The 24,333-nt window shown below is 54.2% G+C and carries 23 protein-coding genes; 12 read left to right on the top strand and 11 right to left on the bottom strand.

Annotation, left to right across the window (positions count from 1 at the left end):
• Positions 1-2: 2 nt before the first annotated feature.
• Positions 3-353 (bottom strand): DNA-binding protein, encoded by a 351-nt coding sequence (locus QOT07_RS01880; protein ID WP_283602471.1) that lies wholly within the window; start codon positions 351-353, stop codon positions 3-5.
• Positions 354-536: 183 nt separating this feature from the next.
• On the opposite strand from QOT07_RS01880, the gene QOT07_RS01875 reads away from it, so the two are divergent.
• On the top strand, positions 537-797 hold the full coding sequence (locus QOT07_RS01875; RefSeq protein ID WP_085119457.1) for a helix-turn-helix domain-containing protein: 261 nt from the start codon (positions 537-539) through the stop codon (positions 795-797).
• Positions 798-865: 68 nt separating this feature from the next.
• Here QOT07_RS01875 and mdh read toward each other — a convergent pair whose 3' ends face one another.
• Positions 866-1,804, bottom strand: a complete 939-nt coding sequence (gene mdh, locus QOT07_RS01870) for a malate dehydrogenase (RefSeq protein ID WP_283602470.1) — start codon at positions 1,802-1,804, stop codon at positions 866-868.
• A gap of 466 nt (positions 1,805-2,270) precedes the next feature.
• On the opposite strand from mdh, the gene argR reads away from it, so the two are divergent.
• From argR to yhcN (QOT07_RS01855), 3 genes are all read left to right on the top strand, one after another.
• Positions 2,271-2,741, top strand: coding sequence for a transcriptional regulator ArgR (gene argR / locus QOT07_RS01865; protein WP_020824937.1), 471 nt, complete (start codon positions 2,271-2,273; stop codon positions 2,739-2,741).
• A gap of 405 nt (positions 2,742-3,146) precedes the next feature.
• Positions 3,147-3,410, top strand: a complete 264-nt coding sequence (gene yhcN, locus QOT07_RS01860) for a peroxide/acid stress response protein YhcN (RefSeq protein ID WP_099064488.1) — start codon at positions 3,147-3,149, stop codon at positions 3,408-3,410.
• Between the two features lie 124 nt (positions 3,411-3,534).
• Positions 3,535-3,798: a peroxide/acid stress response protein YhcN gene (yhcN, locus tag QOT07_RS01855; RefSeq protein ID WP_099064487.1), complete on the top strand. Its 264-nt coding sequence runs from the start codon at positions 3,535-3,537 to the stop codon at positions 3,796-3,798.
• A gap of 200 nt (positions 3,799-3,998) precedes the next feature.
• On the opposite strand, the gene mpl is transcribed toward yhcN (QOT07_RS01855), so the two are convergent.
• Positions 3,999-5,378, bottom strand: coding sequence for a UDP-N-acetylmuramate:L-alanyl-gamma-D-glutamyl-meso-diaminopimelate ligase (gene mpl / locus QOT07_RS01850; protein WP_112347912.1), 1,380 nt, complete (start codon positions 5,376-5,378; stop codon positions 3,999-4,001).
• A 169-nt stretch (positions 5,379-5,547) separates the two neighbouring features.
• On the opposite strand from mpl, the gene fbp reads away from it, so the two are divergent.
• Positions 5,548-6,552: a class 1 fructose-bisphosphatase gene (gene fbp, locus QOT07_RS01845; RefSeq protein ID WP_099064485.1), complete on the top strand. Its 1,005-nt coding sequence runs from the start codon at positions 5,548-5,550 to the stop codon at positions 6,550-6,552.
• 37 nt (positions 6,553-6,589) lie between these two features.
• On the opposite strand, the gene QOT07_RS01840 is transcribed toward fbp, so the two are convergent.
• Complete coding sequence (locus QOT07_RS01840) at positions 6,590-8,143, bottom strand: methyl-accepting chemotaxis protein (RefSeq protein WP_283602469.1); 1,554 nt, start codon at positions 8,141-8,143, stop codon at positions 6,590-6,592.
• Between the two features lie 256 nt (positions 8,144-8,399).
• Here QOT07_RS01840 and ppa point away from each other — a divergent pair, with 256 nt between their 5' ends.
• Entirely contained in the window at positions 8,400-8,930 is a 531-nt protein-coding gene (gene ppa, locus QOT07_RS01835; protein WP_085119444.1) for an inorganic diphosphatase, read from the top strand.
• A gap of 52 nt (positions 8,931-8,982) precedes the next feature.
• On the opposite strand, the gene QOT07_RS01830 is transcribed toward ppa, so the two are convergent.
• From QOT07_RS01830 to tamA, 3 genes are read right to left on the bottom strand one after another with little or no spacing between them, the layout of a single operon-like run.
• A complete protein-coding gene (locus QOT07_RS01830; RefSeq protein ID WP_006317485.1) occupies positions 8,983-9,330 on the bottom strand; it encodes a gamma-glutamylcyclotransferase family protein in 348 nt (115 codons plus the stop codon).
• A 2-nt stretch (positions 9,331-9,332) separates the two neighbouring features.
• The gene (gene tamB, locus QOT07_RS01825; RefSeq protein WP_283602468.1) at positions 9,333-13,151 is read right to left on the bottom strand and encodes an autotransporter assembly complex protein TamB; all 3,819 of its coding nucleotides are present in this window, start codon (positions 13,149-13,151) and stop codon (positions 9,333-9,335) included.
• Positions 13,148-14,884: an autotransporter assembly complex protein TamA gene (tamA, locus tag QOT07_RS01820; protein ID WP_283602467.1), complete on the bottom strand. Its 1,737-nt coding sequence runs from the start codon at positions 14,882-14,884 to the stop codon at positions 13,148-13,150. Before tamA ends, tamB begins: the two co-directional genes overlap by 4 nt.
• 287 nt (positions 14,885-15,171) lie before the next feature.
• Here tamA and msrA point away from each other — a divergent pair, with 287 nt between their 5' ends.
• Positions 15,172-15,813 carry a peptide-methionine (S)-S-oxide reductase MsrA gene (gene msrA / locus QOT07_RS01815; RefSeq protein WP_261256889.1) on the top strand — a complete coding sequence of 214 codons (642 nt, stop codon included), beginning with the start codon at positions 15,172-15,174 and terminating at the stop codon, positions 15,811-15,813.
• A 177-nt stretch (positions 15,814-15,990) separates the two neighbouring features.
• Positions 15,991-17,322: a polyamine export protein PaeA gene (gene paeA / locus QOT07_RS01810; protein WP_099064481.1), complete on the top strand. Its 1,332-nt coding sequence runs from the start codon at positions 15,991-15,993 to the stop codon at positions 17,320-17,322.
• A 98-nt stretch (positions 17,323-17,420) separates the two neighbouring features.
• Here the strand turns inward: paeA and QOT07_RS01805 are convergent, their stop codons facing one another.
• On the bottom strand, positions 17,421-17,627 hold the full coding sequence (locus QOT07_RS01805; protein WP_012004917.1) for a DUF1107 domain-containing protein: 207 nt from the start codon (positions 17,625-17,627) through the stop codon (positions 17,421-17,423).
• Positions 17,628-17,953: 326 nt separating this feature from the next.
• Here QOT07_RS01805 and QOT07_RS01800 point away from each other — a divergent pair, with 326 nt between their 5' ends.
• Positions 17,954-18,511, top strand: a complete 558-nt coding sequence (locus tag QOT07_RS01800; protein ID WP_099064480.1) for a YtfJ family protein — start codon at positions 17,954-17,956, stop codon at positions 18,509-18,511.
• Between the two features lies 1 nt (position 18,512).
• Here the strand turns inward: QOT07_RS01800 and cysQ are convergent, their stop codons facing one another.
• Positions 18,513-19,253 (bottom strand): 3'(2'),5'-bisphosphate nucleotidase CysQ, encoded by a 741-nt coding sequence (gene cysQ, locus QOT07_RS01795; RefSeq protein ID WP_198404478.1) that lies wholly within the window; start codon positions 19,251-19,253, stop codon positions 18,513-18,515.
• Between the two features lie 256 nt (positions 19,254-19,509).
• On the opposite strand from cysQ, the gene QOT07_RS01790 reads away from it, so the two are divergent.
• Complete coding sequence (locus QOT07_RS01790) at positions 19,510-21,462, top strand: bifunctional 2',3'-cyclic-nucleotide 2'-phosphodiesterase/3'-nucleotidase (RefSeq protein WP_283602466.1); 1,953 nt, start codon at positions 19,510-19,512, stop codon at positions 21,460-21,462.
• 123 nt (positions 21,463-21,585) lie between these two features.
• The gene (ytfE, locus tag QOT07_RS01785; RefSeq protein ID WP_207978111.1) at positions 21,586-22,251 is read left to right on the top strand and encodes an iron-sulfur cluster repair protein YtfE; all 666 of its coding nucleotides are present in this window, start codon (positions 21,586-21,588) and stop codon (positions 22,249-22,251) included.
• Between the two features lie 43 nt (positions 22,252-22,294).
• Here the strand turns inward: ytfE and bamJ are convergent, their stop codons facing one another.
• A complete protein-coding gene (bamJ, locus tag QOT07_RS01780) occupies positions 22,295-22,915 on the bottom strand; it encodes a BamJ family beta-barrel-assembly machinery protein (protein WP_037423251.1) in 621 nt (206 codons plus the stop codon).
• Positions 22,916-23,202: 287 nt separating this feature from the next.
• Here bamJ and QOT07_RS01775 point away from each other — a divergent pair, with 287 nt between their 5' ends.
• Positions 23,203-23,877 (top strand): OapA family protein, encoded by a 675-nt coding sequence (locus tag QOT07_RS01775; RefSeq protein WP_283602465.1) that lies wholly within the window; start codon positions 23,203-23,205, stop codon positions 23,875-23,877.
• Here QOT07_RS01775 and QOT07_RS01770 read toward each other — a convergent pair.
• Complete coding sequence (locus tag QOT07_RS01770) at positions 23,874-24,233, bottom strand: DUF488 domain-containing protein (protein WP_283602464.1); 360 nt, start codon at positions 24,231-24,233, stop codon at positions 23,874-23,876. The two genes, QOT07_RS01775 and QOT07_RS01770, sit on opposite strands and share 4 nt — an antisense overlap.
• Positions 24,234-24,333: the final 100 nt, after the last annotated feature.

The raw sequence follows: 24,333 nt of genomic DNA, 5'->3' as shown, positions 1-24,333 counted from the left end.
GCTCATTTCTCCGCTGAAATACGCGCCAGTAAGCTACCGATCCCTTCTCGCATCAGGAACGCCAAAACTTTCTCACGTTCGCTCTCCGTCAGGTGATAGAAATATTCAATCCACACGGCCAGCGGATCCTTGCGGTCAATCTCATAGCTCGCAGGTTCTTCTTTTAATACCAATAAATTACGTATCCCGGCAGGCAAGCTGTCAATATGGTATTCCAGCGCTTTCCCCTGCACGCCTTTACGCCGGCGGCTGATCCAGCCTTCACGACGCGCCATCAAATTTATTCCCTGTGGTGAGGAGGGTAATCCTGCTACGCCTGTCAGCTCCTTGGCGGCAAACCACTCTTTTTTCATAGCCATGTTCTCTGGGCAAAAGTCGGCAAATATCTTTTTTTGGGAAATTTATGGGATATTTTTTAAGAAATTTAGTGGTATCCTAGTTTCCGTATAAGCGTTTCATGTTGTTCAAACGATTAATTTTGACCTGTTAGTTATACCACTAACAGAACTTTCGCTAATCAAAAAAGGAATGCAAACATGAACTCAAGGAACAAGGACTGGCATCCGGCGGATATCATTGCGGCTTTACGTAAGAAGGGAACCACACTGGCGGCGGTATCGCGCAAGGCAGGGCTAAGCTCATCAACGCTGGCGAATGCGCTATCGCGCCCCTGGCCAAAAGGGGAATGGTTAATTGCCGAATCACTTAACATCCATCCTGCAGAGATTTGGCCAAGCCGTTATTTCGATCCACACACCCATAACCTGCTGGATCGAAAAGCCCGCATCCGGTCATAGCTTCGGGCATAAAAAAACCGCCGGTACGCTGTCCGGCGGCCTATGTATACTCATGCACCACTGAATGATCAGTTATTGATAAACTTTTCGCCCAGTTCGATATCTTTGTGCAGAACATCCAGCATGTCTTCCAGCGCTTTCTGTTCGAACGCGCTCAGAGTCCCGATGTCTTTGCGTTCTTCAACGCCATTCTTACCCAGCACCAGCGGTTGTGCGAAGAAGCGAGCATATTTGCCATCCCCTTCCACGTAAGCACATTCCACCACGCCTTTTTCGCCTTGCAGCGCACGAACCAGAGACAGGCCGAAACGCGCCGCCGCCTGACCCATTGACAGGGTTGCAGACCCGCCACCGGCTTTAGCTTCAACCACTTCAGTACCCGCATTCTGGATACGCTTGGTCAGATCAGCCACTTCCTGCTCGGTAAAGCTCACGCCAGGGATCTGTGACAACAATGGCAGGATGGTCACGCCAGAGTGTCCGCCGATTACCGGTACGTTCAGCTCTTCCGGCTGTTTGCCTTTCAGCTCAGCCACGAAGGTGTTGGAACGGATGATATCCAGCGAAGTCACGCCGAACAGTTTATTTTTGTCATAAACACCGGCTTTCTTCAGCACTTCTGCTGCGATAGCCACGGTGGTGTTAACCGGGTTGGTGATAATACCGATGCAGGCTTGCGGGCAGGTTGTTGCCACTTGCTGGATCAGATTACGCACGATGCCCGCGTTCACGTTGAACAGATCTGAACGATCCATGCCTGGTTTGCGTGCAACGCCGGCAGAAATCAGTACCACGTCCGCGCCGTGCAGGGCTGGAGTCGCGTCTTCGCCACTGAAGCCTTTGATTTTAACTGCGGTTGGGATGTGGCTTAAATCGACGGCAACGCCTGGGGTAACGGGGGCAATGTCGTAGAGAGAGAGTTCAGAACCTGAAGGAAGCTGGGTTTTGAGTAGAAGGGCGAGGGCCTGGCCGATACCGCCAGCAGCACCGAGAACTGCAACTTTCATCCTATACTCCTTTATTATCTTAAATATATAAAGCGCCGTGAATATGTTGGGTACGGACCTTAAATTATTACACCTTTAAAAACAATCTCTTAACAGTCTGTTTGAGAACTGGCGCAATAAAACGGCCGATGTCGCGCTCATCTTAGATTAAATCGCTTACGCATTAAGGGCATAGCGCACACTAATCAAAAATACTGCGAGGTTATTCACGAGCAAGTTAACCGGCGGTTACATTACACCCTTACACAACATCAGAACAACATCATTTTAATAACATTTTCTTTACTACCGCAGACGGCTTTTTCGGTCACGGAAAGGGCATATTCATGGGATACGGATTTTGTTAAAATGCTGCCCTTTCCTCATTGTCCGGGCCTTTTTGTTTTTTCCGGGCGTCCTTTTATTGCATAAAAATTCATTTATATGCATAATAATCACTTCAATTGTCAACATTCCACGGTGCAAAATGCGTAATCCCGCAAAGCAGGAAGATCTGATCAAGGCGTTTAAAGCGTTATTGAAAGAAGAAAAATTCAGTTCTCAAGGCGAGATTGTTTTGGCGCTGCAAGAAGAAGGCTTCGAAAACATCAACCAATCCAAAGTATCGCGCATGCTGACCAAGTTCGGTGCGGTGCGTACGCGCAATGCCAAAATGGAAATGGTGTATTGCCTTCCGGCCGAACTCGGCGTACCCACCACCACCAGCCCGCTGAAAAACCTGGTGTTGGACGTCGATCATAACGATGCTGTGGTAGTGATCCACACCAGTCCCGGCGCCGCACAGTTAATAGCCCGCCTGCTGGACTCGCTGGGTAAATCTGAAGGCATCCTCGGCACTATCGCCGGTGACGACACTATTTTCGTTACCCCGGCCAGCAGCTTTACCGCTCGTCAGCTGTACGAAGCCATCCTGACGCTGTTCGAACAAGAGTTATGATGCATAGCGCTAACAAAATGCGGCCAACGGTCGCGTTTTGTTAGCACTTCTTTAACCCTACCCTTACCTTTCCCCCATCATCTACCACGTTTAAAACCAAGTTTCCTCCACACCACAACACATTTCAATGACATTTCACCGTAACCAGTGATAGCTACTGCTATCTTCCGCACTTTTGGTCAAAAGCACTTACCTCATTGAAATTACATAATTTTAACATTGAAAGATCGTTTTATGAGCGGTTTTTATTCCATCTGGTTATTAAAAATAAGCAACACCATAATAAAGTTTCACAAGAAACTGTTAGCTAACTATTAATTTTTAGGGTTACTAGATGTATACTCATTTCCGTGACGTAAATCACAGTTCATTGGAACTGATAAAAGAATACGAAAAGGCTAAATCATGAAAATTAAAGCTACCATCGCAACCATGAGCGTTCTATCCATGCTTTCTTTCGGCGCATTTGCAGCACAATCTGTTGATGCAAATCAGGCCGCAAAAATGCAGGCCGCAGGGACTATTACCGTCAGCGGCGTTGCCGGTGCACCTTCAGACATCCGCCAGGCACTGTCTGAAAAAGCCGATGCCAAAGGGGCAACCGCTTACCGTGTAATCGAAGCGCGCAACGAAGGCAACTTCCACGCCACCGCAGAAATTTACAAATAAGTACAAGGTGTTACCCGGAAACGGGCAATAAAACTCTGGAACCCAGCATTACCGATAACAGCCTTCAAGAATAAAAACGCTGCAAAAGCCCTTCCAGGCGGTTATCGCAACAGGACCCAATATCATGAACATGAAAACTACCCTCGCCGCACTCAGCCTGCTGTCAGTCGTTTCGTTCGGTGCTTCTGCCGCTACGTTAATCACTAATGACCAGGCCAACAATCTTCAGTCTGTCGGTACCATTACCGCCAGCGGCATTACCGGCGCGCCTTCCGATATTCGCCAGGCCCTGTCCGACAAGGCCGACAAGCAAGGCGCTAAAGCCTACCGCGTGATCGAAGCCTACGAAAACGGCAACTGGCACGCGACAGCAGAAATCTACAAATAACAATTCAGGGGACATGCTTACCGAACTGATTACCCTCGTCACTGCCACTGCCGAGTTCTGTCGTAAGCACTGATTCTCTGAAGAAACTTCGTCGTCCTATCCGACGGACCCCGTTGCCCTCGCTCGCGAGGGCTTTTTTATGGGCGTAAAAAAGGGCCGTTACCGGCCCTCTGCACAAAACACTTCAAATTCCCAAGCAATCAATAGGTTGCTTTCGGTTCCGGTTTGTTGGCCAAAGCCTCCAACAGCCGATCGTGGATCCCACCAAAGCCGCCGTTACTCATCACCAAAATATGGTCACCCGGCTGGGCCGTTTTCACGATCATATCCACCAGCGTGTCGAGGTCGGCACTCCAGTGGGCCGGCTGAACGCAGGCTTCCGCCACTTCCGCAACCTGCCAGGGGATATGGTGCGGCTGGAACAGGAACACTTCATCAGCGCGGCCAAGGGATGGCGCCAGATCGTTCTTGCTAATCCCCATTTTCATGGTGTTGGAACGCGGCTCGAGCACAGCCAGAATGCGGGCGGTGCCGCCGACTTTGCCACGCAACGCGGCCAGGGTCGCCAGGATCGCCGTTGGGTGATGGGCAAAATCGTCATATACCGTGATGCCATTGGCTTCACCACGTAACTCCAGGCGACGACGAGCATTGATAAAGTCGTCGAGTGCACGGCAGGCATCGGCAGGCAGCACGCCAACATGACGGGTGGCGGCAATGGCCATCAAACCGTTATGCATGTTGTGTTCACCCACCAGCGACCACTTCACTTCACCTACCTGTTCGCCATTGAGGAATACCGCATAATGGCTGGCATCCGGCGTCAGTTTCTGCGCACGCCATGCTCCCTCTTCGCCAACCAGTTCCTGCTCACTCCAGCAGCCCATCGCCATCACCTGTTTCAGGTGGCTGTCATTATCAGGCAAAATGATCTTGCCCTTGCCCGGCACCAAGCGCACCAGATGGTGGAATTGTTTTTGGATCGCTTTCAGATCGTCGAAGATATCGGCGTGATCAAATTCAAGGTTGTTCAGGATCAGCGTACGCGGGCTGTAATGCACAAACTTGGAACGCTTGTCGAAGAACGCGCAATCATACTCGTCGGCTTCGATCACAAAGAACGGGCTGTCGCCCAGGCGAGCAGAAACGTCAAAGTTGCCCGGAACCCCACCAATAACAAAGCCCGGCTGGTAGCCGCAGGCTTCCAGGATCCAGGTCGCCATGCCCGCGGTGGTGGTTTTGCCGTGTGTCCCGGCAACGGCCAACACCCAACGATCGCGCAGCACATAATCGTGCAGCCACTGCGGGCCGGAAACGTAAGGGATACCCTGCTCCAGTACCGCTTCAACGCACGGATTGCCGCGTGTCATGGCGTTACCGATGATCACCAGATCTGGTGCAGGATCCAACTGAGCCGGATCGTAACCCTGGATCAGATCGATCCCTTCCCTCTCCAACAGCGTGCTCATCGGCGGATAGACATTAGCGTCAGAGCCGGTCACCTCATGCCCTAGCGAACGTGCCAGCACCGCCAGCCCGCCCATAAAGGTGCCACAGATCCCAAGAATGTGAATGCGCATAGTTTTCTCATAGAGTACGTCGAATGTTGCCCCCATTCTAACGCTCAGAATCGTCCAGAAGAAATGGATTTGCCTATGAATAGCGTTCATCTTTGGGCTACACTGCTCGCGAATACGTTGGCGGTTTGTTAACAAACCGCTACCCATCCGTAGATTCAGGGATTGTGTCATGAAAACGTTAGGCGAATTTATCGTCGAGAAACAGCACGACTTCTCTCACGCCACCGGCGAGCTGACAGCATTACTTTCTGCAATTAAACTGGGCGCCAAAATCATCCACCGCGATATCAACAAAGCGGGCCTGGTTGATATTCTCGGCACCAGCGGCGTTTCCAACGTACAGGGTGAAGTTCAGATGAAACTGGACCTGTACGCCAACGAAAAGCTGAAAGCAGCATTGAAAGCACGCGGTGAAGTTGCGGGTATCGCTTCTGAAGAAGAAGATGAAATCGTGATATTCGACGGCGAGCGGGCTGAAAATGCCAAGTACGTGGTGCTGATGGATCCGTTGGACGGCTCGTCCAACATCGATGTCAACGTCTCGGTCGGTACGATTTTCTCTATCTATCGTCGCATTACCCCGGTCGGCATTCCAGTGACCGAAGAAGACTTCCTGCAACCAGGTAGCGCTCAGGTCGCCGCCGGCTACGTGGTTTATGGTTCATCCACCATGCTGGTGTACACCACCGGTTATGGCGTGCATGCCTTTACTTACGATCCTTCTCTGGGCGTGTTCTGCCTCTCCCATGAGAAAGTCCGCTTCCCGGCCAGCGGCAATATGTATTCCATCAACGAAGGTAACTACATCAAGTTCCCGCGCGGTGTGAAGAAATACATTAAATATTGTCAGGAGCAGGACGAAGCGACGCAACGCCCTTACACCTCCCGCTACATCGGTTCACTGGTTGCCGACTTCCACCGCAACCTGCTGAAAGGCGGCATCTATATTTATCCAAGCACCGCCAGCCACCCGCAAGGCAAGCTGCGCCTGCTGTATGAATGCAACCCGATGGCGTTCCTGGCGGAACAGGCCGGCGGTAAAGCCAGTGACGGTAAAAACCGTATTCTGGACATTACCCCGGTGAAACTGCACCAGCGAGCACCGTTCTTCGTCGGCACCAAATCCATGGTGGAAGACGCCGAGCGCTTTATCGCCGAGAACCCGGACGAATAACCGGTTCTATGCGGGGGGCGCATTTCGCCCCCCTGCATTATAGTTTGAACGCCGCCATACTCTGCGCCAGCAACTGAGCCTGCTCCTCCAGCGAGCGTGTCGCTGCCGCCGACTCTTCGACCAAAGCCGCATTTTGCTGAGCCACCTGATCCATCTGTGCCACCGCCAGGTTGACCTGCTCAATACCGCTGCTTTGCTCACGCGTAGCCGCAGAAATCTCCCGCATCAACGCCGTTACACGCCCCACTTCACCGGTGATCCCATTCATGGTTTTCGCCGCTGACTCGGCCATCTGTTCGCCTTCCTGCACCCGGTTTTGCGATGCTTCGATCAACCCTTTAATCTCTTTCGCCGACTGCGCACTACGTTGGGCCAGGTTGCGAACCTCACCGGCTACCACGGCGAAACCGCGCCCTTGTTCACCCGCACGTGCCGCCTCTACCGCCGCATTCAGTGCCAAAATATTGGTCTGGAAAGAGATGCCGTCCATCACGCTGATGATATCGGCGATGCGCCGTGAACTGTCGGTTATCGCCTGCATCTTGTCCATTACCTGGCTGACCACCTCACTGCCCTGATTGGCGATATCAGAGACGCTCAGCGCCAGTTGATTGGCCTGTTCGCAGTTCTCGGCATTCATTTTCACCGTTGAGGTCAGTTGCTCCATGCTGGCGGCGGTTTCCTCCAGCGAAGCAGCCGACTCTTCGGTACGCTGCGCCAGGTGCTGGTTACCGGCAGCCAGTTCGCGTGAACCGGTGTCAATTTGGCTACTGGCATCACGCACCTTACTGACTGAACTGACCAATGCCTGTTGCATCCGCTGCATCGCACACACCAGACGGCCCATTTCGGTTTCCCCTTCGCCGGTGATGTGGTGCGTCAGGTCGCCGCCGGCGATATGTTCCAGCTGAGCGATAGATTCATCCAGTGGCCGCAGGATAATCACTCGCAACGCAAACCAGGCCAGTACCGCCAGCAATACACTGAGCAGGCCGGCGATCAGGATCAGGGTAATCTTGGTGCTGGCATTGCCTTCCGCCTCATGTACCCGTTGCTGGCCAATCTTCATGGCAAAGCTACGGAAATCGCTGAGGTCTTTTTCGAAAGCGATGCTCAGGGCGGAGATTTTGGTTTCCTGGATGTCGTAATAATCATCAACTTTGCCAGCCTTGATGGCATCGGCCATTGGCCTGACGCCCTGCTCCAGATAAGCGCGATAGCTGTTTTGCAAACGAGTGGACAATTCGCGCCCACGTTCGGTAACGGTGCCGACGCTGACAAAGCGCGCCATTTCCTGCTTTGACTGCGCAAGGTAATCATAAATACGGCCCACCGTGGCATCAGACACTTCGATCTGGCCAATTTCGCGCTGGCGCACCGCCAGTGAGGCGGCCGTTCTGGCCCGCAGCGTCAGGTTGGAACTGCTGGCCAGCGATCCCAGTTCTTCCCCCAGGATCTGGTTCAGGGTATTTAACGAACGCGAGCCTTCGTTAATGGCGTTGACGCCGATCGTGCTGACCATAATCAACAGCAGCGTCATCAGGCTCAGCAGGGCAATCAGCCCGGCCTTGACCGTAATCTTTTTTAACATGAGTTGTTCCCGGCTTCAGAAATAGTGAGTTCTAACGTAGAGGAGGTAAAACGCAGAGCCAGACTTCGCCGACTCATTATTATTTGATGAAGTTATCGGCAACCGCGGGAAAAACTTAACGCCGTTGGAGGATTAATCTGGAAATTCAGTGGATGGCCGTCTGCCGGGGCGAGGGTGATGAAAAGGGCAGGAAATCGCAAAAGAGTCCGCTATAATAGCCGCCACTCCATTTCTGGTTTGATTAAAGGAAACCGACATGAGCTTGCTTAACGTCCCTGCTGGCAAAGACCTGCCAGAAGACATCTACGTAGTTATCGAAATCCCGGCCAATGCCGATCCGATCAAATATGAAATCGACAAGGACACCGGCGCGCTGTTCGTTGACCGTTTCATGTCCACCGCGATGTTCTATCCGTGCAACTACGGTTACATCAACCACACCCTGTCTCTGGACGGTGATCCGGTTGACGTATTGGTACCAACGCCATACCCGTTGCAGCCTGGCTCAGTGATCCGCTGCCGTCCGGTTGGCGTTTTGAAGATGTCCGACGAAGCCGGTGAAGATGCGAAACTGGTTGCCGTTCCGCACAGCAAACTGAGCAAAGAGTACGATCACATCAAAGATGTGAACGACCTGCCGGAACTGCTGAAAGCACAGATCTCTCATTTCTTCGAGCACTACAAAGATCTGGAGAAAGGCAAATGGGTGAAAGTGGAAGGCTGGGCAGACGCTGCCGCGGCTAAAGCTGAAATCATTGCTTCTTTCGAACGTGCTGCCAAGAAGTAATTCTTAGCCGCCGTCCGATAAAAAAACACCGCTCAGTGAGCGGTGTTTTTTTTTACTTTTCGTCGAGACGCTTCAGCCAGTCACCGCTATTAATCCGCGGGTAACCGTCCACGCTGTGTTTATACAGGTAGATCCACGCACTCCCATAAGGCGTCTGAATCAGCTCGCGCTTATAGTCCTTGGTGTTGCTTTTCAGTTCGTCCAGCTCAGCCAAAATCGATGAGTTGATGCGGTACACCTCACAATGTACCGTGCCCTCTCCAGGGATCGCCGCCGGGTAATGGCCCAGATTATAAATCTGATAGCCTTCGAGCTCATGCTCGCCGAGCCATTGGGCGTTGGTCATCCAATGGCTGTTTCCCTGTTTGCGTCGTAAACTGCCGTAGACAATTATTCGCATCGCTAAAACTCAAACTGATAGAGCAAATCTAATGCCTGGTCGAGACCAGACACCGCTTCAAGATACAATTTAGGCATCAGGCGGTAACGCAACGTCAGCGTGGCCAGCGAGTCGAAAATGCCCACCCCATATTTTACTTGTAAGCCTGGGAGAACATAACCACTCACGACAACCTGGGAACTGTCGCCAACCCCCTGAGTATCCAGGGCCAAATTACTTACGCCAAACGCCTCGCCGATTTTACCCACAAGTTGACCACTTTGTGCAACCCCCATCCCAATTAACATTGAGGTCATTGCGTTGCCATCTGCGCCGGAACTGCCCAATCCCTGCCCACGCAGCAGATAAGACAGCGCTTCCTGCTGGGATTTGGCCGGATCCGAGAACACTTCCAGCTTCGGTGCATCCGCCAACCCGGTGACCCGCACCCCTGCGGTGACGTCGTCTTCGGTAGAATCCGGATTACGGATCGCCTCAAGATTCAGCAACGGCTGATCCGGCGGCCCAGAGAACATCAACTGGCCCTTGCGAACGATCAAATCCTGACCATAAGCATGGAAGCGACCGGAAGGGATGTCAATCTGGCCGTTCAAGCCCAGGCCATTCTTATCCTGCACCACTTTCAGATCGCCCTTCAACCGGGCCTTCAGACCAAAGGCATCCAATCGCACATCGTTGCCAACGTGGATCATCAGGTTGCTGTTGATCGGGATCCCCGCCGTTTTTGGCTGTATCGGTTTAAGTTGGTCATCCAGCATCACTTCATCGGAAGAGACGCCCACCGCACTTTCCGGCAGCTCTTGTACTGTAATACGTGCCCACGGAATATCGACAGAGCCATTGAGTGAGAACAACTGCGGCGTCGCTTCGAATATCAGATCCGGTGAAACATCGATACGGATCATCGGCGGCACCGTCACCCGCAATTTATCGCCCTTGGCAGCGATACGCGCACGCCAGGCGTTGATGTCGCGCCAGTCCGCATCGCCGGACAGATTAAGCTGACCGTGGGTGGTGCTGACCAGACCTTCCAGCGTCGAGGTCATACCGTCAAAGTTCATCGCCAGACGACCTTCGGTCATGTCAAACGGCATCCAGTGACCGTCGATATCGACCTTGTCCAATGCCATACGACCATATACCAAAGGTTTCTGCGCGTTACCGCCCAGACGCAGGTTGGCATTCAGCATGCCCGCGGCTTTCTCCCCCTGCATCAGCGCCGGATTAATCATCGCCAGAGAAATATTGGTGATGTTGACGTTACCGCTGATATTGCGACGCACCTGTGGATCGACAACCTGTACGTTACCGTCAAACTGACCATTATTCGTCAACTTGATCAACCAGTCGGCTTGCGCCCGACCATTGGCGAGGCCGGCATTAAGATTCAGCTTGTCAAAGGCAATCGGCAGCGCATTACCCTGCACCTGCTGTACCACCTTCACCCCGTTGCCCACCAGCGAGACTTTTGCCTCCGGCAGCGCACCACCCGGTTTCCAGCTCACGTCTGCCCGTCCGGTGAACACGCCACTCAGCGCCGTTTCCGGACCGAGGAAAGGTTTAATCATCGCCAGATCAAAGCGGTTCAGCACCACGCTGGCCTGGCCGCTCTGGCCGGCCTCGATGGTTTTCGGTACGCACAGTTCAGCATTCGGGTTCTGCCAGCAGTGTGGCCCAATGCTGATTTTCTGTGCGCTATTCAGGTAATCAAGCGCAATAGCGCGGGTTAACCGCCATTCCCCCACCGGGGTATCGAAGCGAGTATTGTTCAGGTTGCCACGCCAGCGTTGCTGTTGGCGATCAAAACTGCCCTGCAGCGCCAACTGGCCGGAGACCGGCTTGCCGTCAATTTTCAGTTGCAGCTGATGCTGCTTCTCACTGCCTTTGGCATCCAGCGTCAACAGACTGATGTCCAACGCATCCTGTTTCAGTTGTTCGACGCGTACCGCCAGTTGCCCCTGGATCTGGTCGCTGGAGCGTACGTCACCGTCAATTTTCACCCGGTTGATATGCAGCGCCTGCCACTGCAGACCGGAAGCGGTCAGGTCAGCCAGCAACTGAGGTGCCTGCAGGTTACCGCGCAGTTTCAGCAAGCCTTTCGCCGTGCCCCCCAATCCTGGCAGTGCCCCGTCCAGACGCGGTGCGTCGATGTTCGCATCCAGGTTCCAACTCTTCTCGTCCAGTTGGCCTTTCACGTTCAGTTGGTTGCGTCCCAGGGTCAGATCGATACCCGGGATTTTCCACTGGCCGGCAGCATTGCCACTGAGCGTACCGCGTGCGGTGACCTTGTTTTGCTTCACGTTACCGTCGAGCTGCAGCACCGGCACCTGTAATTGCCAACTGCCGCCGTGCAGACTGCCGCGGGTGGTGATCTTGCCATCCAGCTTCGCCGGCCATTCCGGCCACTGTTTGGCGGTATTGATGCCGCTCAGCGTCAGTTGTGAATTCCAACTGATGGCCTTGCTCCAGTCCACCAGCGCGGTCAGATCGGTATTGCCCTGCAAGGCTGCCAAGCGCAGGCGATCCAGTTTAAACTGTTCAACGTTGCCTTTGCCGTCCAGCGTCAATACCGCCGGTGGCAAGTCCTGCCCTTTGATATTGGCGCGGGTCGACAACGCATACTCTGTTGCCTTGCCGTTAAAGCGCAGGCGGAAATCGTTGATCTGGTACTGCGATTCGCCGCTCAGCGGCCATTTCAGCTGTTTACTTTGCAGCGTCAGCGCCAGCGGTAAACCGACTTCGGCCAGTTGGGTTTGCAGATCAAGCTGCGCGCCGACCGGACCGGACAGGTTTAGCGCCACCTTAAGTTCTTCACGCAACCCACCGCCGATGTTCAGTTTGACCTTTTCGCCCTTCAGCGGATCGATGTTCAGCGTGCTATTCGCCACCATCTCCACCGGCCAGGTGCCCGTCAGCGTGGCCTGTCCCTGTGCCGACAGCGTGCCTTGCGGGGATTTGACATCGAAATTGTCCAGCTGGATATGCTGATCCAGAGTACTGGCCTGCAACAACAGGCTGGTGATCAGCACGTCGGTGTCACCGGTCAACCGCAGTTGTTCACCGCTGATCTCCTTGACGGTGATATCCAGCGGCAGGCGAATGTCCGGTAAATCCGGCAGCAGTGGCTTGGCAAACAGGGCTTTCAGCGTTTCACCCAGCGGCTTCTCTTCCGGCTGTGGTGCCGGCTTCACGCCCTGACTGGCTTTTTCCTCTACCTTTTTCGCCACCTCGACCACCGGCTGTACTGCCTCCGGTAACGGGTTCTGTGGGGTTTTTGGCAGGGCAATCAGCAAGCCGCTGATTTTGGTTGGCAGCAGGGTCAGCGCACGTTCCTGCCACTGCGCCCCCGTGCGGAATTCGCCAAGGGAAATTGCCGTATCGTCTACGCTGACTTTGACGTTGTTCAACGCCAGCATTCGCAGGGTAATCGGATATGGTGTACTCAGGTTGGTGGTTGGCTCGCTGGTTTCTGTCACCGGCGCGGACGGCGTCATTTCTTTGGTTTTCACCACCACGTCCACGTCCTGTGCGGTCAAAGCATTGACACACAGCGAACTGTTTTTAAAACAGGCCAGATCGAGCGACAGATGGAACTGGCCGGCATTCACCGTCACGCCCGGCATCTGGTATTTCACACCTTTCAGCGTCAGGTCACGCCAGCCGCCAGTGACGCTGGCAATATCCAGCCCCGGCACCCAGCGCGCCGCACTGTTGATAACCAAATGCAGACCACTGGTGGTCCCGAGCAGGTATGCAACGCCGCCGATCAGCAACAGCAGGACAATCAGAAATCCGAGACAAATCTTTTTTATCAGGCTCATAGTTCAGGCCCCAAACCAATATAGAACTGCACCCCGTGGGTGTCTTTATCCCCAACCGGAGCCGCGATATCCAGCTTCACCGGACCAACCGGTGACTGCCAGCGCACGCCGAAGCCGGCACCGGTCTTAAAGTCGCTCTGCTTGATATCGTTCACCGCCTCGCCGGAATCGACAAACACCGCGCCCCACCATTTGCCGGTCACGTTGTATTGATACTCCAGCGAGCCGGTCAGCATTTTGGAGGCGCCGGTCAGCTTGCCGTCATCATCACGGGGTGAAATGCCCTTGTACTTATAGCCACGGATACTGCGGTCACCACCGGCGAAGAATCGCAGATCCGGCGGTACCCTTTCAAAGTCGTTGGTTTCGATCCAGCCCACCTGCCCACGCGCGACAAAACGGTGCTTGTCGGCCAGCGTACGGATCCAGACGTTCTGCGCCTGCATCAGCGCAAAGTCCACGTCGGAGCCCCAGGTGCTGTCGGACACATCGATAGAATAACGCTGGCTGTCACCCCAGGTTGGCATCAAACCGCCGCGCGAGCGGGTACGGTTAACGCTGACGCCCGGGTACAGCAGCATGGTGGTGTTGGTGACGTTACCCTGAGTAAAGTGGTCAAGACGCCAGGTCAGGTTCAACGCCCGTTGCCAGCCGCTGGAGAGATCCCAGTTACGGGAAACCACCGCTTTTGAGGTGACGGACTTGGTATCGTTGAGATCGACGTTCTTGAAGCCGCCCTGCAACAGGTAGTACTGCTCCAGCGGGTTCTTCAATAACGGGATTTTATAGGTCAAATCAAGCTGCTGTTCCGGGGCCGAAATGCTGGCGCTGGTTTCCAGACTGTGGCCGCGGTCATTGAGCCACGGCTTTTTCCAGGTGCCTTTGATCCGGGGACCCACGTCGGTGGAATAGCCCACCCCGGTTTCGATGGTGTTGCGAGTGCGCGGTGACACCAGCGCATCTAACGGCAAAATCTTGTTCTCTTTGGCATCTTGGAAATCAGGGGACACCACCACCGAGTTAAACCAGTTAGTGGCGGACAAACGGCGATTCAGCTCGGCCAGATCTTCCGAACTGTAATAATCCCCCTGATGAAAGGGCACCAGATTTTGCAGATAGTCTTCACGAATTTGCGAGCCGGTGAACTTCACCTGGCCGAAGCGGTAACGCTGCCCACTGTTGAAATCGATGTCCCAATAGGCCTTATGCAGATCTTCCGCCACGCCGAGCTGGCTCTTGGTCATATCGGCATCGAAATAGCCTTTACGCAATGCCAGGCCGGTCAGCGAACCTTTAAAACTGTCGTATTTACCGTGATTGAGGATCTCGCCTATCGTTGGCTTGCCTTTTTTGACCAGCGTCAGATAGTCGTCATCGGTTTTCGCACCGCCTTCCAGCGCGATATTGGCACCGGCAATCCGCACCGGCTCACCCGGGTTAACCTTGGCGTGCAGCACCGGACGAGCCAGCCCTGGACGGTCATCCAGCGTAAAGTCGATGGTCGGCTCATAATAGCCGAGCGCTCGCAGGCCCTGACGGACGGCTTCATCCACACGAGCGCGAAAACGGCCATCCGTGCTGACCTCTTCCGGCGTGATGGACGACAGACGCACTCGAACGTTTTTTTCCAGTTCCCCACTAAGTCCTTCAACCTGCAGCCGCACATTCGCCGAATACGCCACAGGCGTGGCGAGCAGCGCACACAAAAAGCACAAGGCACGGTATCGTGGCACGCGTTCTCCTTAATTTATTTTTCTTTCCTGCAATAACACTCGCTCTGGTGCCAGGGCCTACTCCGCGCTATCAAGACGGCAGCCCTTTTCAGCATGATTCCAGACGCTGCATGTTACGATTTTAGTGTCACAGTAAACTGACGCATTCTTATCTTTTGGCGTACAAAATACTGCGTTAAGCTGATACCTGATCTCAATATGCAGCTTATTGTGGGCAAAGTTGCGGTTAGATACAACTTAACAGCCGCCTCTTGGGCCAATTCCTACTGTGACAACAGGAGTCAACCGTGGTGCCATTTTTTGATAAAACACAAACCGTCGACAAGGCAAACTCGCTGCCTGGCCGCACCACTCCCATGCCGGTTGCCACGCTCAACGTGGTCACCGATCATTCAATGACCCAGGTGCCGGACGGTATGGCGGTAGCGATCTTCGCCATGGGCTGTTTCTGGGGTGTCGAACGCCTGTTCTGGCAACAGCAGGGGGTCTACAGCACCGCAGCCGGCTACAGCGGCGGCTATACACCAAACCCAACCTACCGCGAAGTGTGCAGCGGCCAGACCGGTCACACCGAAGTGGTGCGTGTGGTATTTGACCCGAAAATCATCAGCTATAAACAGTTGCTGCAGGTGTTCTGGGAGAACCACGACCCGGCTCAGGGTATGCGTCAGGGCGGTGACGTCGGAACCCAGTACCGCTCAGCGATTTATACGCTGACACCAGAGCAGCAGGCCGAGGCGGAAAGCAGCCTGCAACGTTTCCAGCAGGCGATGAACGAGGCCGGCGATAAACGCGCCATCACCACCGAAGTGGCACCGGCACTGCCGTTCTACTATGCGGAAGACGACCACCAGCAGTATCTGTACAAGAATCCGGAAGGGTACTGTGGTCTGGGCGGTATCGGTGTCTGTTTGCCACCTCAGGGCTAAGACACCGATTGACGGTAATTTTTTAACCGCTGGCGGCCCCTGTAGGGCTGCTGCTATACTGTGCGGGCTGCCTCTGCGGCCCGATAACCTTCTTTCTGGTTGTTATCGCTACTTTTTTTACAATGTACTACCCTTCCTCAAGAGCGCCGTCATCCCGTCGGTACGTATGGATAGATTATGTTAAACAGTATTTTACTGATTCTTTTTCTGATCGCAGTGAGTGCGTTTTTCTCACTGTCGGAAATTTCTCTGGCCGCGTCACGCAAGATTAAACTGAAACTGATGGCTGACGAAGGTAACGTCAATGCCGCCAAAGTCCTCAAACTGCAGGAAACCCCGGGGTTGTATTTTACCGTGGTACAGATTGGCCTGAACGCCGTGGCAATCCTCGGCGGTATCGTTGGCGATGCAGCCTTTTCCCCCACTTTCCAACCGATTTTCGACCGTTTCCTGTCGCCTGAACTGGCAGAGCAGGCCAGCTTCATCTGTTCGTTCGTGCTGGTGACCAGCCTGTTTATCCTGTTCGCAGATTTGACCCCGAAGCGCATCGGTATGATTGCACCAGAGACGTTTGCCGTCCGGATCATCAACCCGATGCGTTTCTCAATCATGATTTTCCGGCCGCTGGTGTGGTTCTTCAACGGCATGGCAAACCTGATCTTCCGCCTGTTCAAACTGCCGATGGTGCGTAAGGACGACATCACCTCTGACGACATCTATGCGGTGGTGGAAGCCGGGGCTCTGGCGGGCGTGCTGCGCAAGCAGGAGCATGAGCTGATCGAAAACGTGTTCGAACTGGAATCACGTACCGTGCCTTCGTCGATGACCTCGCGTGAAAGCGTGGTTTACTTCGATCTGCGTGAGACCGAAGAAAGCATTATCCAAAAGGTCTCGACCCATCCGCACTCCAAGTTCCTGGTGTGTGACGGCAATATCGATCAGGTAGTCGGCTATGTGGACTCCAAAGACCTGCTGAACCGCGTGCTGGGCAATCAGAGCCTGGTACTGAGCAGCGGCGTGCAGATCCGTTCGGCGCTGATCGTGCCGGATACCCTGACGCTGTCCGAAGCGCTGGAAAGCTTTAAAACCGCCGGTGAAGACTTTGCGGTTATTCTCAATGAATATGCGTTGGTCGTGGGTATCATCACACTGAATGACGTGATGACCACACTGATGGGCGATCTGGTGGGCCAAGGCCAGGAAGAGCAGATCGTGGCGCGTGATGAGAGCTCATGGCTGATTGAGGGCGGTACGCCGATCGACGATGTGATGCGTGTTCTGCACATTGATGAGTTCCCGCAGGCGGGCAACTACGAAACCATCGGCGGCTTTATGATGTACATGCTGCGCAAGATCCCGAAACGTACCGACTTCGTGAAATATGCCGGCTACAAGTTTGAAGTGGTCGACATCGACAGCTACAAGATTGACCAGCTGTTGGTGACCCGGTTGAGCGACAAGCCGGCATCGGTACTGCCGAAGGCACCGGAAGAAAATCCCGCCGCCTGATCCCAAGCGATAAAAACGTCAGCGGCCCCATCGGGGCCGCAATTATTTTAGCTTTTGCAGGTAACAACGCTGCAGCTTGAAAGCCGACGGGTAATCTATCAACCCATCTCAGTCTGCAATAACAACACCTGGCGATTGACCTCTGACATCACGCTGAAGTGGCGCCGGTCACGAATTTTCGGTAACAGGATTTTCCCTTCGTCGAATTCGAACGCGCCTACATCTTTGATATACAGCCGGCCACGAAACAGGGTCTTTACGTACTTCGCCACTTTCAACGGATTATAACGCTGGAAGATTCTCATTCTATTACTCTCCTCCGTTTGGTCCATGCGCTCAGCGAGCCGCCAAGGTGGCAGCCTCTAAAGTAAGAACGCAACTTGATTGCCATGTAGTAGACCTAGTAAAGACCATATCGTTCATTTCCGCCTGGTGATCTTCACTGGATTTACACTTTTTGACAGAATTGTATATGATTATATATAATTTTTTCAGTATATCCCTTCAAAATCCAGGTATTACTCCCCAGAAGGAAAAACTGAGATCCGGCTAACAGGACAGACCTCCGATCACCACCTATGCTTTAGGCTGTCGGGTGCTGTCGGCACCGTTTCCCCTTCAAGGAGAAGGCATGAAAAAAAGTCACATGCTCATTGTATCCCTGCTGTTTGCACCCCTTTTGGCCTCTGCGCACAACTTCCAGCTCCAGCAACGCGTCGCGCCAATTGGCGTCAGCGACAAGGGGGAGTTGAACTACGCTAATGATAAGTTTAGCTATCAAAACTGGAATAGCGCGCAGCTCAGTGGAAAAGTGCGAGTCATCCAGCATATTGCCGGCCGCAGTTCCGCCAAAGACATGAACGACCCACTGATAGAAGCGATTAAGAAAGCCAAGCTACCGCACGATCGTTACCAAACGACGACAATCGTGAACACCGACGATGCCCTGCTCGGCACCGCGATGTTTGTCCGCAGCAGCATTGAAGACAGCAAGAAAGAGTTCCCCTGGTCGCAGTTTGTGGTCGACAGCAACGGTAACGTGCGTAAAGCCTGGGATCTGCAGCCGAAGGGTTCAGCCATTGTGGTGCTGGATAAGCAAGGCAGGATCCAGTTCGCCAAAGACGGCGCGCTGACGCCGGAAGAGGTGCAGCAGGTAATGACCCAACTGCACCAGCTCCTGGCGAACTGATTTAGAACAGCGAGACCCGGAAGCCGGGGTTGAGGAAAGATTCACGCGGTGTATAGAGCAGCGGTCTGCCCTGCCAGTCGTGGATCTGCGCCCCGGCGGCCACCGCGACTGCGTGACCGGCAGCGGTATCCCAGATATTGGTGGGCCCAAAACGCGGATAGAGCTGCGCTTTGCCCTCTGCCACCAGACAGAACTTCAGTGAGGAGCCGACAGAAATGGTCTGATGCTCCCCCAACTGTTTCAGGTAATCCTTCAGTTCTTCGTCACTGTGCGAACGGCTCACCACCACCAGCGGCGGATTGGCATTACTGACGCCAATCACCTGACGCTGGCCCTTTTCTTCTTTCCAGGCTTTACCGCGCTCGGCCAGATACAGCACGTCGATCGCCGGGGCATACACCACGCCCATCACCGCCTCACCGCCTTCTATCAGCGCGATATTTACCGTGAACTCGCCGTTACGATTAAGGAATTCCTTGGTGCCGTCCAGCGGATCGACCAGCCAGTAGCGTGTCCAATTCTGCCGTTCTTCCCAGGCCGGTGGATCTTCCTCCGACAGCAAGGGGATTTCCGGCGTTAGTGCCGCCAGGCCACGTTTGATTATGTGGTGCGCTGCCAGATCGGCCGCAGTCACCGGCGAGTCATCTTTTTTCTGTGCGACATCAAGCGGTTGTTCACCGTCATACACCGCCATGATTGCCGCGCCCGCCTCGCGGGACAGTTGGCAAATTTGCTCTAACATCATTCACCTCAGATAGGCAGTTCCGTGGGTCATTTCCCCTTTCTCATTGCTAGCAGCCTAGTTTTTTTTGCATGGAATATCCATCACAACGATTTAACCTGCGGTAATCGTTCAAGTCTTTGCCGTCACAACTGTGACATTTCCTGCGCTCCCTCGGCTAATTTTCTGCCACACTTCACAGTTTGGTGAGACGACCAATGTTAATTACATGTCCCTCTGCGATAAAACTCGAAAAATGGAATGGAGAAAGCCAACAATGATGAAGCCTCCGCTGACGTTGTCTGCCCTCGCTGTGCTGGTTTGCGCCTCGGCACAGGCGGCAACGGTCGATCTGCGCGTGCTGGAAACCACTGACCTGCACAGCAACATGATGGACTTTGATTACTACAAGGATAAACCGACCGATAAATTCGGCCTGGTTCGCACCGCCAGCCTGATTGAACAGGCCCGCCAGCAAGCCGCCAATACGGTACTGGTGGACAACGGCGACATTATTCAGGGCAGCCCGCTCGGCGATTATATGGCGGCCAAGGGCCTGAAACCCGGTGATGTACACCCGGTGTATAAGGCAATGAATACCCTGAACTATGTGGTCGGCAATATCGGTAACCATGAGTTCAACTACGGGCTCGACTATCTGAAAAACGCCATTGCCGGTGCCAAATTCCCGTACATCAACGCCAACGTGATCGACGCCAAAACTCAGAAACCGCTATTCACTCCTTACATTATCGTCGATACGCCGGTAAAAGACCGTGACGGCAAAGAACATAGTTTACGCATCGGTTATATCGGCTTTGTACCGCCGCAAATCCTGGTGTGGGATAAAGCCAATCTGCAGGGCAAGGTCACCGTCAACGACATCACCGAAACGGCTAAACGCTACGTGCCGGAAATGCGCAAACAGGGTGCCGATCTGGTCGTTGCAATCCCACACTCCGGCCTGTCCAGCGAGCCCTATAAGGCCATGGCGGAAAACTCGGTGTACTACCTCAGCCAGGTGCCAGGCATCGATGCCATCATGTTCGGCCATGCTCACGCGGTATTCCCAAGCAAGGATTTCGCCAATATCAAAGGGGCTGACATCGCACAGGGTACGCTGAATGGCATACCGGCGGTGATGCCGGGCCAGTGGGGCGATCACCTCGGCGTGGTCGATCTGCAATTGAATAACGACAGCGGCACCTGGAAAGTCACGGCAGCCAAGGCGCAAGCACGGCCGATTTACGACAAAGAGAACAAAAAATCACTGGCAGCGGAAGACGCCAAACTGGTGAAAGTGTTGGCGGAAGATCATAAAGGCACGCGGGACTTCGTCAGTAAGCCAGTCGGCAAGGCTGACGACAACATGTACAGCTATCTGGCGCTGGTACAAGATGACCCGACGGTGCAAATCGTGAATAACGCGCAGAAAGCCTACGTCGAGCACTATATTCAGGGCGATCCGGATTTGGCCGACCTGCCGGTTCTGTCAGCCGCGGCACCGTTCAAGGTGGGCGGGCGCAAGAACGATCCGGCCAGCTTTGTTGAAGTGGAAAAAGGTCAGCTCACCTTCCGTAACGCGTCCGATCTCTACCTTTACCCCAATACGCTGGTGGTGGTGAAGGCCAGTGGCAAAGAGGTGAAAGAATGGCTGGAGTGTTCCGCCGGGCAGTTCAACCAGATCGACGTTAACAGCAGCAAGCCCCAGGGCCTGATCAACTGGGACGGTTTCCGCACCTATAACTTCGATGTGATTGACGGGGTTAATTATCAGGTCGACGTCGGCCAGCCGGCGCGTTACGACGGCGAATGCCAGTTGATCAACGACAGGGCAGAGCGCATTAAGGATCTGACGTTCAAAGGCAAGCCGATCGACCCGAAAGCCACCTTCCTGGTTGCCACCAATAACTACCGCGCCTACGGCGGCAAGTTTGCGGGGACCGGCGATCAGCACATCGCCTTCGCCTCACCGGATGAGAACCGTTCGGTACTGGCGGCTTATATCAGCGCTGAAACCCAACGGCGCGGCGCGGTACGGCCACAGGTGGATAACAACTGGCGCCTGGCGACGTTCAGCAGTTCGCAGCCACTGGATATCCGCTTCGAAACCTCACCGAGTGACAAAGCCACTGCGTTTATCAAAGCGCACGCCCAATACCCGATGAAAGCCGAAGGGACAGACAGCGTAGGTTTTGCGGTTTATCAGATTGATTTGAGCCGTAAATAAATAAGCAGTAGGCCGGGGGAAGCCACCTTCCCTTGGCCATCTACCCCTTTTACTCTCTGGTGCGTCTTTTAAATTGCATTTATAATGCATGTTATAAATTCTTTCATTTAAAGAGGCACTCCCATGGATTACCGTAACCAATCCCTTGGCGCTCTCGCCATCGCCATTCCCCGGGCATCACGCCTGTTCCGCCTGAACGATTTGGATTTCTGCTGTGGCGGTAAACAAACGCTGCAACGCGCCGCCGAGCGTAAAGGGCTGGATATCGAGCAATTGGAAAACCAGCTGGCTACCCTCGCCGCCGAACCGGAACCAAGCCATGATTGGCGCACGGCCCCCCTCGGCGACGTGATTGACTATATCCTGCCACGCTTCCATCAGCGGCACCGCGAACAACTGGCCGAGTTGGTACTGATGGCGGAAAAAGTCGAACGGGTTCACGCAGACAAGCCCACCTGTCCACGCGGTCTGGCTAAACAGCTGAACCTGATCCGGCTGGATCTGGAAAATCATATGATGAAAGAAGAACAGATCCTGTTCCCGATGATCAGACAGGGTATGGGACGCCAGGCGGCTGGGCCGATCTCGGTAATGGAACATGAGCATGACGAAGCGGGCGAGCAATTAGAGGTGGTGAAATTCCTCACCAATAACGTGACGCCACCGGAAGGAGCCTGCAATACCTGGCAGGCGCTGTATGGCGGTATTGACGAGTTCATCGATGACCTGATGGAACACATCAATCTGGAGAATAACCTGCTGTTCCCCCGCGCGCTAAACGGCGCATAAAACAAGGGCGCCACCAAGGCGCCCAGAGAAACCTATTATAGGATTACAGGATTTCCAGCAGTTCTACGTCAAACACCAACGCGCTGAATGGCGGGATGGATGCGCCTGCACCACGCTCGCCGTAGGCCAGGTCGTGTGGGATATACAACTGCCATTTGGAACCAACCGGCATCAGGGTCAGTGCTTCGATCCAGCCTGGGATCACGCCGCTAACCGGGAACTCAGCCGGTTGGCCACGCTCTACAGAGCTGTCGAACACGTCGCCGTTAATCAGACGACCGGTGTAATGTACACGCACGCGATCCTGACGGGACGGGATTGGGCCATTGCCCTGCTCCAGCACGGAGAACTGCAGACCGGATTCGGTCAGCGTCACTTCGTCACGCTTGGCATTATCTTCCAGGAACTTCTGACCTTCAACGGCCATTGCCTGCTGACGATCACGACGCACGGCATCTGCACGTTCGTGGATTTCACGCAGGGCACGGTGAACCACGTCTACCGGAACCGCCGGGGCATTCCCTTCCAGCGCGTCACGCAAACCTGCCAGCAAAGCTTCCGGTTGTAAACCTTCCAGACCGGACTCTTGCAACTGCTGGCCGACCTGTAAACCAATCCCGTAACTCGCTTGCGCTTCAACGCTGTCAAAAGAAGGGGTTGTCATGGGGTTTTCCTTTAGTCTGTAAAAAGTCGAAAGCGCAGCATAACAGCGCCGCAAAGCCGGGTAAAATCTTGTGTGGAGAATGATGACTTTTGTCGTAGAAAAAGAAACAATAACCTTCTGTTAACGCCCGCTTACGCGATCCCAGGCGAGTCGCCTGCCGCAACAGACATGAGTTTGCTGCTGCCTTTCACTTCAATCAGTTAGCGGGCTATACTGGAAGCAGGGCATCGGGCCGTCGGTACAGCCTTTTGTACTCTGATATTTTACGCCGTTGAAGAGAGGTCACCATGGGCAGAATCTCGCCCAGGAGAAGGAAAACCACCCGTGTCTACCAGCCATTGCTGCGCACCTGGCTGAACTTCAGCCAGCGCCTGAAACCAGGCTCCGCGCCAGAGGCGGTAGAAGATCCGGATTCAGAACAACCACCGGAAAAGGGTAAGGGACAGAATATCAAAGCGTTACTGCTGAAGATCTGGCATCTGCCGGACGGTTTTGGTTGGATGGAGCCATTACCCTATTTTCACCGCCGCTGGACCCTGATTTTCGGCATCATCCTGCTGCTGGCGCTGCTGTGGCCATATTCTTCGCAAAACAGCGGGCAGCCCTTCCCGGTCACTCAGCAGGATAACAGCGTCCCATTGCGGGCCGATTTGCAAAATGACGCTCAGCAACAGCACGCCCCAGAGGCGGAACCGGCGGGTAACTGGCAACGCTACCAGATCCAGCCGGGCCAGACGCTGGCGCAACTGTTCCGCGACAACAACCTGCCAGTGAACGAAGTGTTCGCCATGGCGCAGGTGGAAGGCAACGACAAGCCACTCAGCAATATGAAGGCCGGCCAGGAAGTGCGTATCGAACGGGATACCAACGGTGTGATCACCGCCCTGTCGGTCACTACAGCAGATAACAGCCAGGTGCTATTCCGCCGCCAGGCTGACGGCAGCTATCGCCGCGAGCGTTAATTCGCTAACTGCGCCAACAGAAAGTCGCGCAGCACGACGCCCTGGTTGTGCTGTGTGTCTTTACTGCCATAAAGCAAGGTCACGGGTTGCCCTTGCCGTAATAACGCCACCAGCGGCTGCCAGGCGTCATTTTCCGCCAGTTGCCGTCGGTAGCGACTTTCAAACTCTTCCCACTGCTCTATATGCTGATGAAACCACTGCCGCAGTGCATTATCCGGCGCGACCTGCTTTAGCCACTGTACGCCCTGTAGCCGTTCCTTGCTGATGCCTCGCGGCCACAGTCGATCAATCAGATAGCAGTTCTCCGGCGCCGGGCCGGTAAAGTCATACACACGCTGTAGGTTAATCTCTGCCATTTGCCGCTGCTCCTCACCCAGGGTGATAACAGGGTAACGCGTTTTGCCGGACGCAGAAAAGCAAAACGCCAGCACGAGGCTGGCGTTTTAACTTGGTGAG

Origin of the sequence: Serratia proteamaculans (genome assembly GCF_949794035.1) — a bacterium.
Lineage (GTDB): Bacteria > Pseudomonadota > Gammaproteobacteria > Enterobacterales > Enterobacteriaceae > Serratia > Serratia proteamaculans.
The sequence above is the reverse complement of the archived record's forward strand: the minus strand, read 5'-3'. Positions and strand labels throughout refer to the sequence as shown.

Coding starts and splice junctions, on each gene's coding strand:
- ppa (WP_085119444.1), top strand. CDS start 8,400: ATGAGCTTGCTTAACGTCCCTGCTGGCAAAGACCTGCCAGAAGACATC.
- QOT07_RS01880 (WP_283602471.1), bottom strand. CDS start 353: ATGAAAAAAGAGTGGTTTGCCGCCAAGGAGCTGACAGGCGTAGCAGGA.
- QOT07_RS01775 (WP_283602465.1), top strand. CDS start 23,203: ATGGGCAGAATCTCGCCCAGGAGAAGGAAAACCACCCGTGTCTACCAG.
- QOT07_RS01875 (WP_085119457.1), top strand. CDS start 537: ATGAACTCAAGGAACAAGGACTGGCATCCGGCGGATATCATTGCGGCT.
- tamB (WP_283602468.1), bottom strand. CDS start 13,151: ATGAGCCTGATAAAAAAGATTTGTCTCGGATTTCTGATTGTCCTGCTG.
- mdh (WP_283602470.1), bottom strand. CDS start 1,804: ATGAAAGTTGCAGTTCTCGGTGCTGCTGGCGGTATCGGCCAGGCCCTC.
- QOT07_RS01770 (WP_283602464.1), bottom strand. CDS start 24,233: ATGGCAGAGATTAACCTACAGCGTGTGTATGACTTTACCGGCCCGGCG.
- QOT07_RS01790 (WP_283602466.1), top strand. CDS start 19,510: ATGATGAAGCCTCCGCTGACGTTGTCTGCCCTCGCTGTGCTGGTTTGC.
- QOT07_RS01805 (WP_012004917.1), bottom strand. CDS start 17,627: ATGAGAATCTTCCAGCGTTATAATCCGTTGAAAGTGGCGAAGTACGTA.
- QOT07_RS01800 (WP_099064480.1), top strand. CDS start 17,954: ATGAAAAAAAGTCACATGCTCATTGTATCCCTGCTGTTTGCACCCCTT.
- bamJ (WP_037423251.1), bottom strand. CDS start 22,915: ATGACAACCCCTTCTTTTGACAGCGTTGAAGCGCAAGCGAGTTACGGG.
- QOT07_RS01830 (WP_006317485.1), bottom strand. CDS start 9,330: ATGCGAATAATTGTCTACGGCAGTTTACGACGCAAACAGGGAAACAGC.
- yhcN (WP_099064488.1), top strand. CDS start 3,147: ATGAAAATTAAAGCTACCATCGCAACCATGAGCGTTCTATCCATGCTT.
- yhcN (WP_099064487.1), top strand. CDS start 3,535: ATGAACATGAAAACTACCCTCGCCGCACTCAGCCTGCTGTCAGTCGTT.
- cysQ (WP_198404478.1), bottom strand. CDS start 19,253: ATGTTAGAGCAAATTTGCCAACTGTCCCGCGAGGCGGGCGCGGCAATC.
- paeA (WP_099064481.1), top strand. CDS start 15,991: ATGTTAAACAGTATTTTACTGATTCTTTTTCTGATCGCAGTGAGTGCG.
- QOT07_RS01840 (WP_283602469.1), bottom strand. CDS start 8,143: ATGTTAAAAAAGATTACGGTCAAGGCCGGGCTGATTGCCCTGCTGAGC.
- mpl (WP_112347912.1), bottom strand. CDS start 5,378: ATGCGCATTCACATTCTTGGGATCTGTGGCACCTTTATGGGCGGGCTG.
- argR (WP_020824937.1), top strand. CDS start 2,271: ATGCGTAATCCCGCAAAGCAGGAAGATCTGATCAAGGCGTTTAAAGCG.
- ytfE (WP_207978111.1), top strand. CDS start 21,586: ATGGATTACCGTAACCAATCCCTTGGCGCTCTCGCCATCGCCATTCCC.
- fbp (WP_099064485.1), top strand. CDS start 5,548: ATGAAAACGTTAGGCGAATTTATCGTCGAGAAACAGCACGACTTCTCT.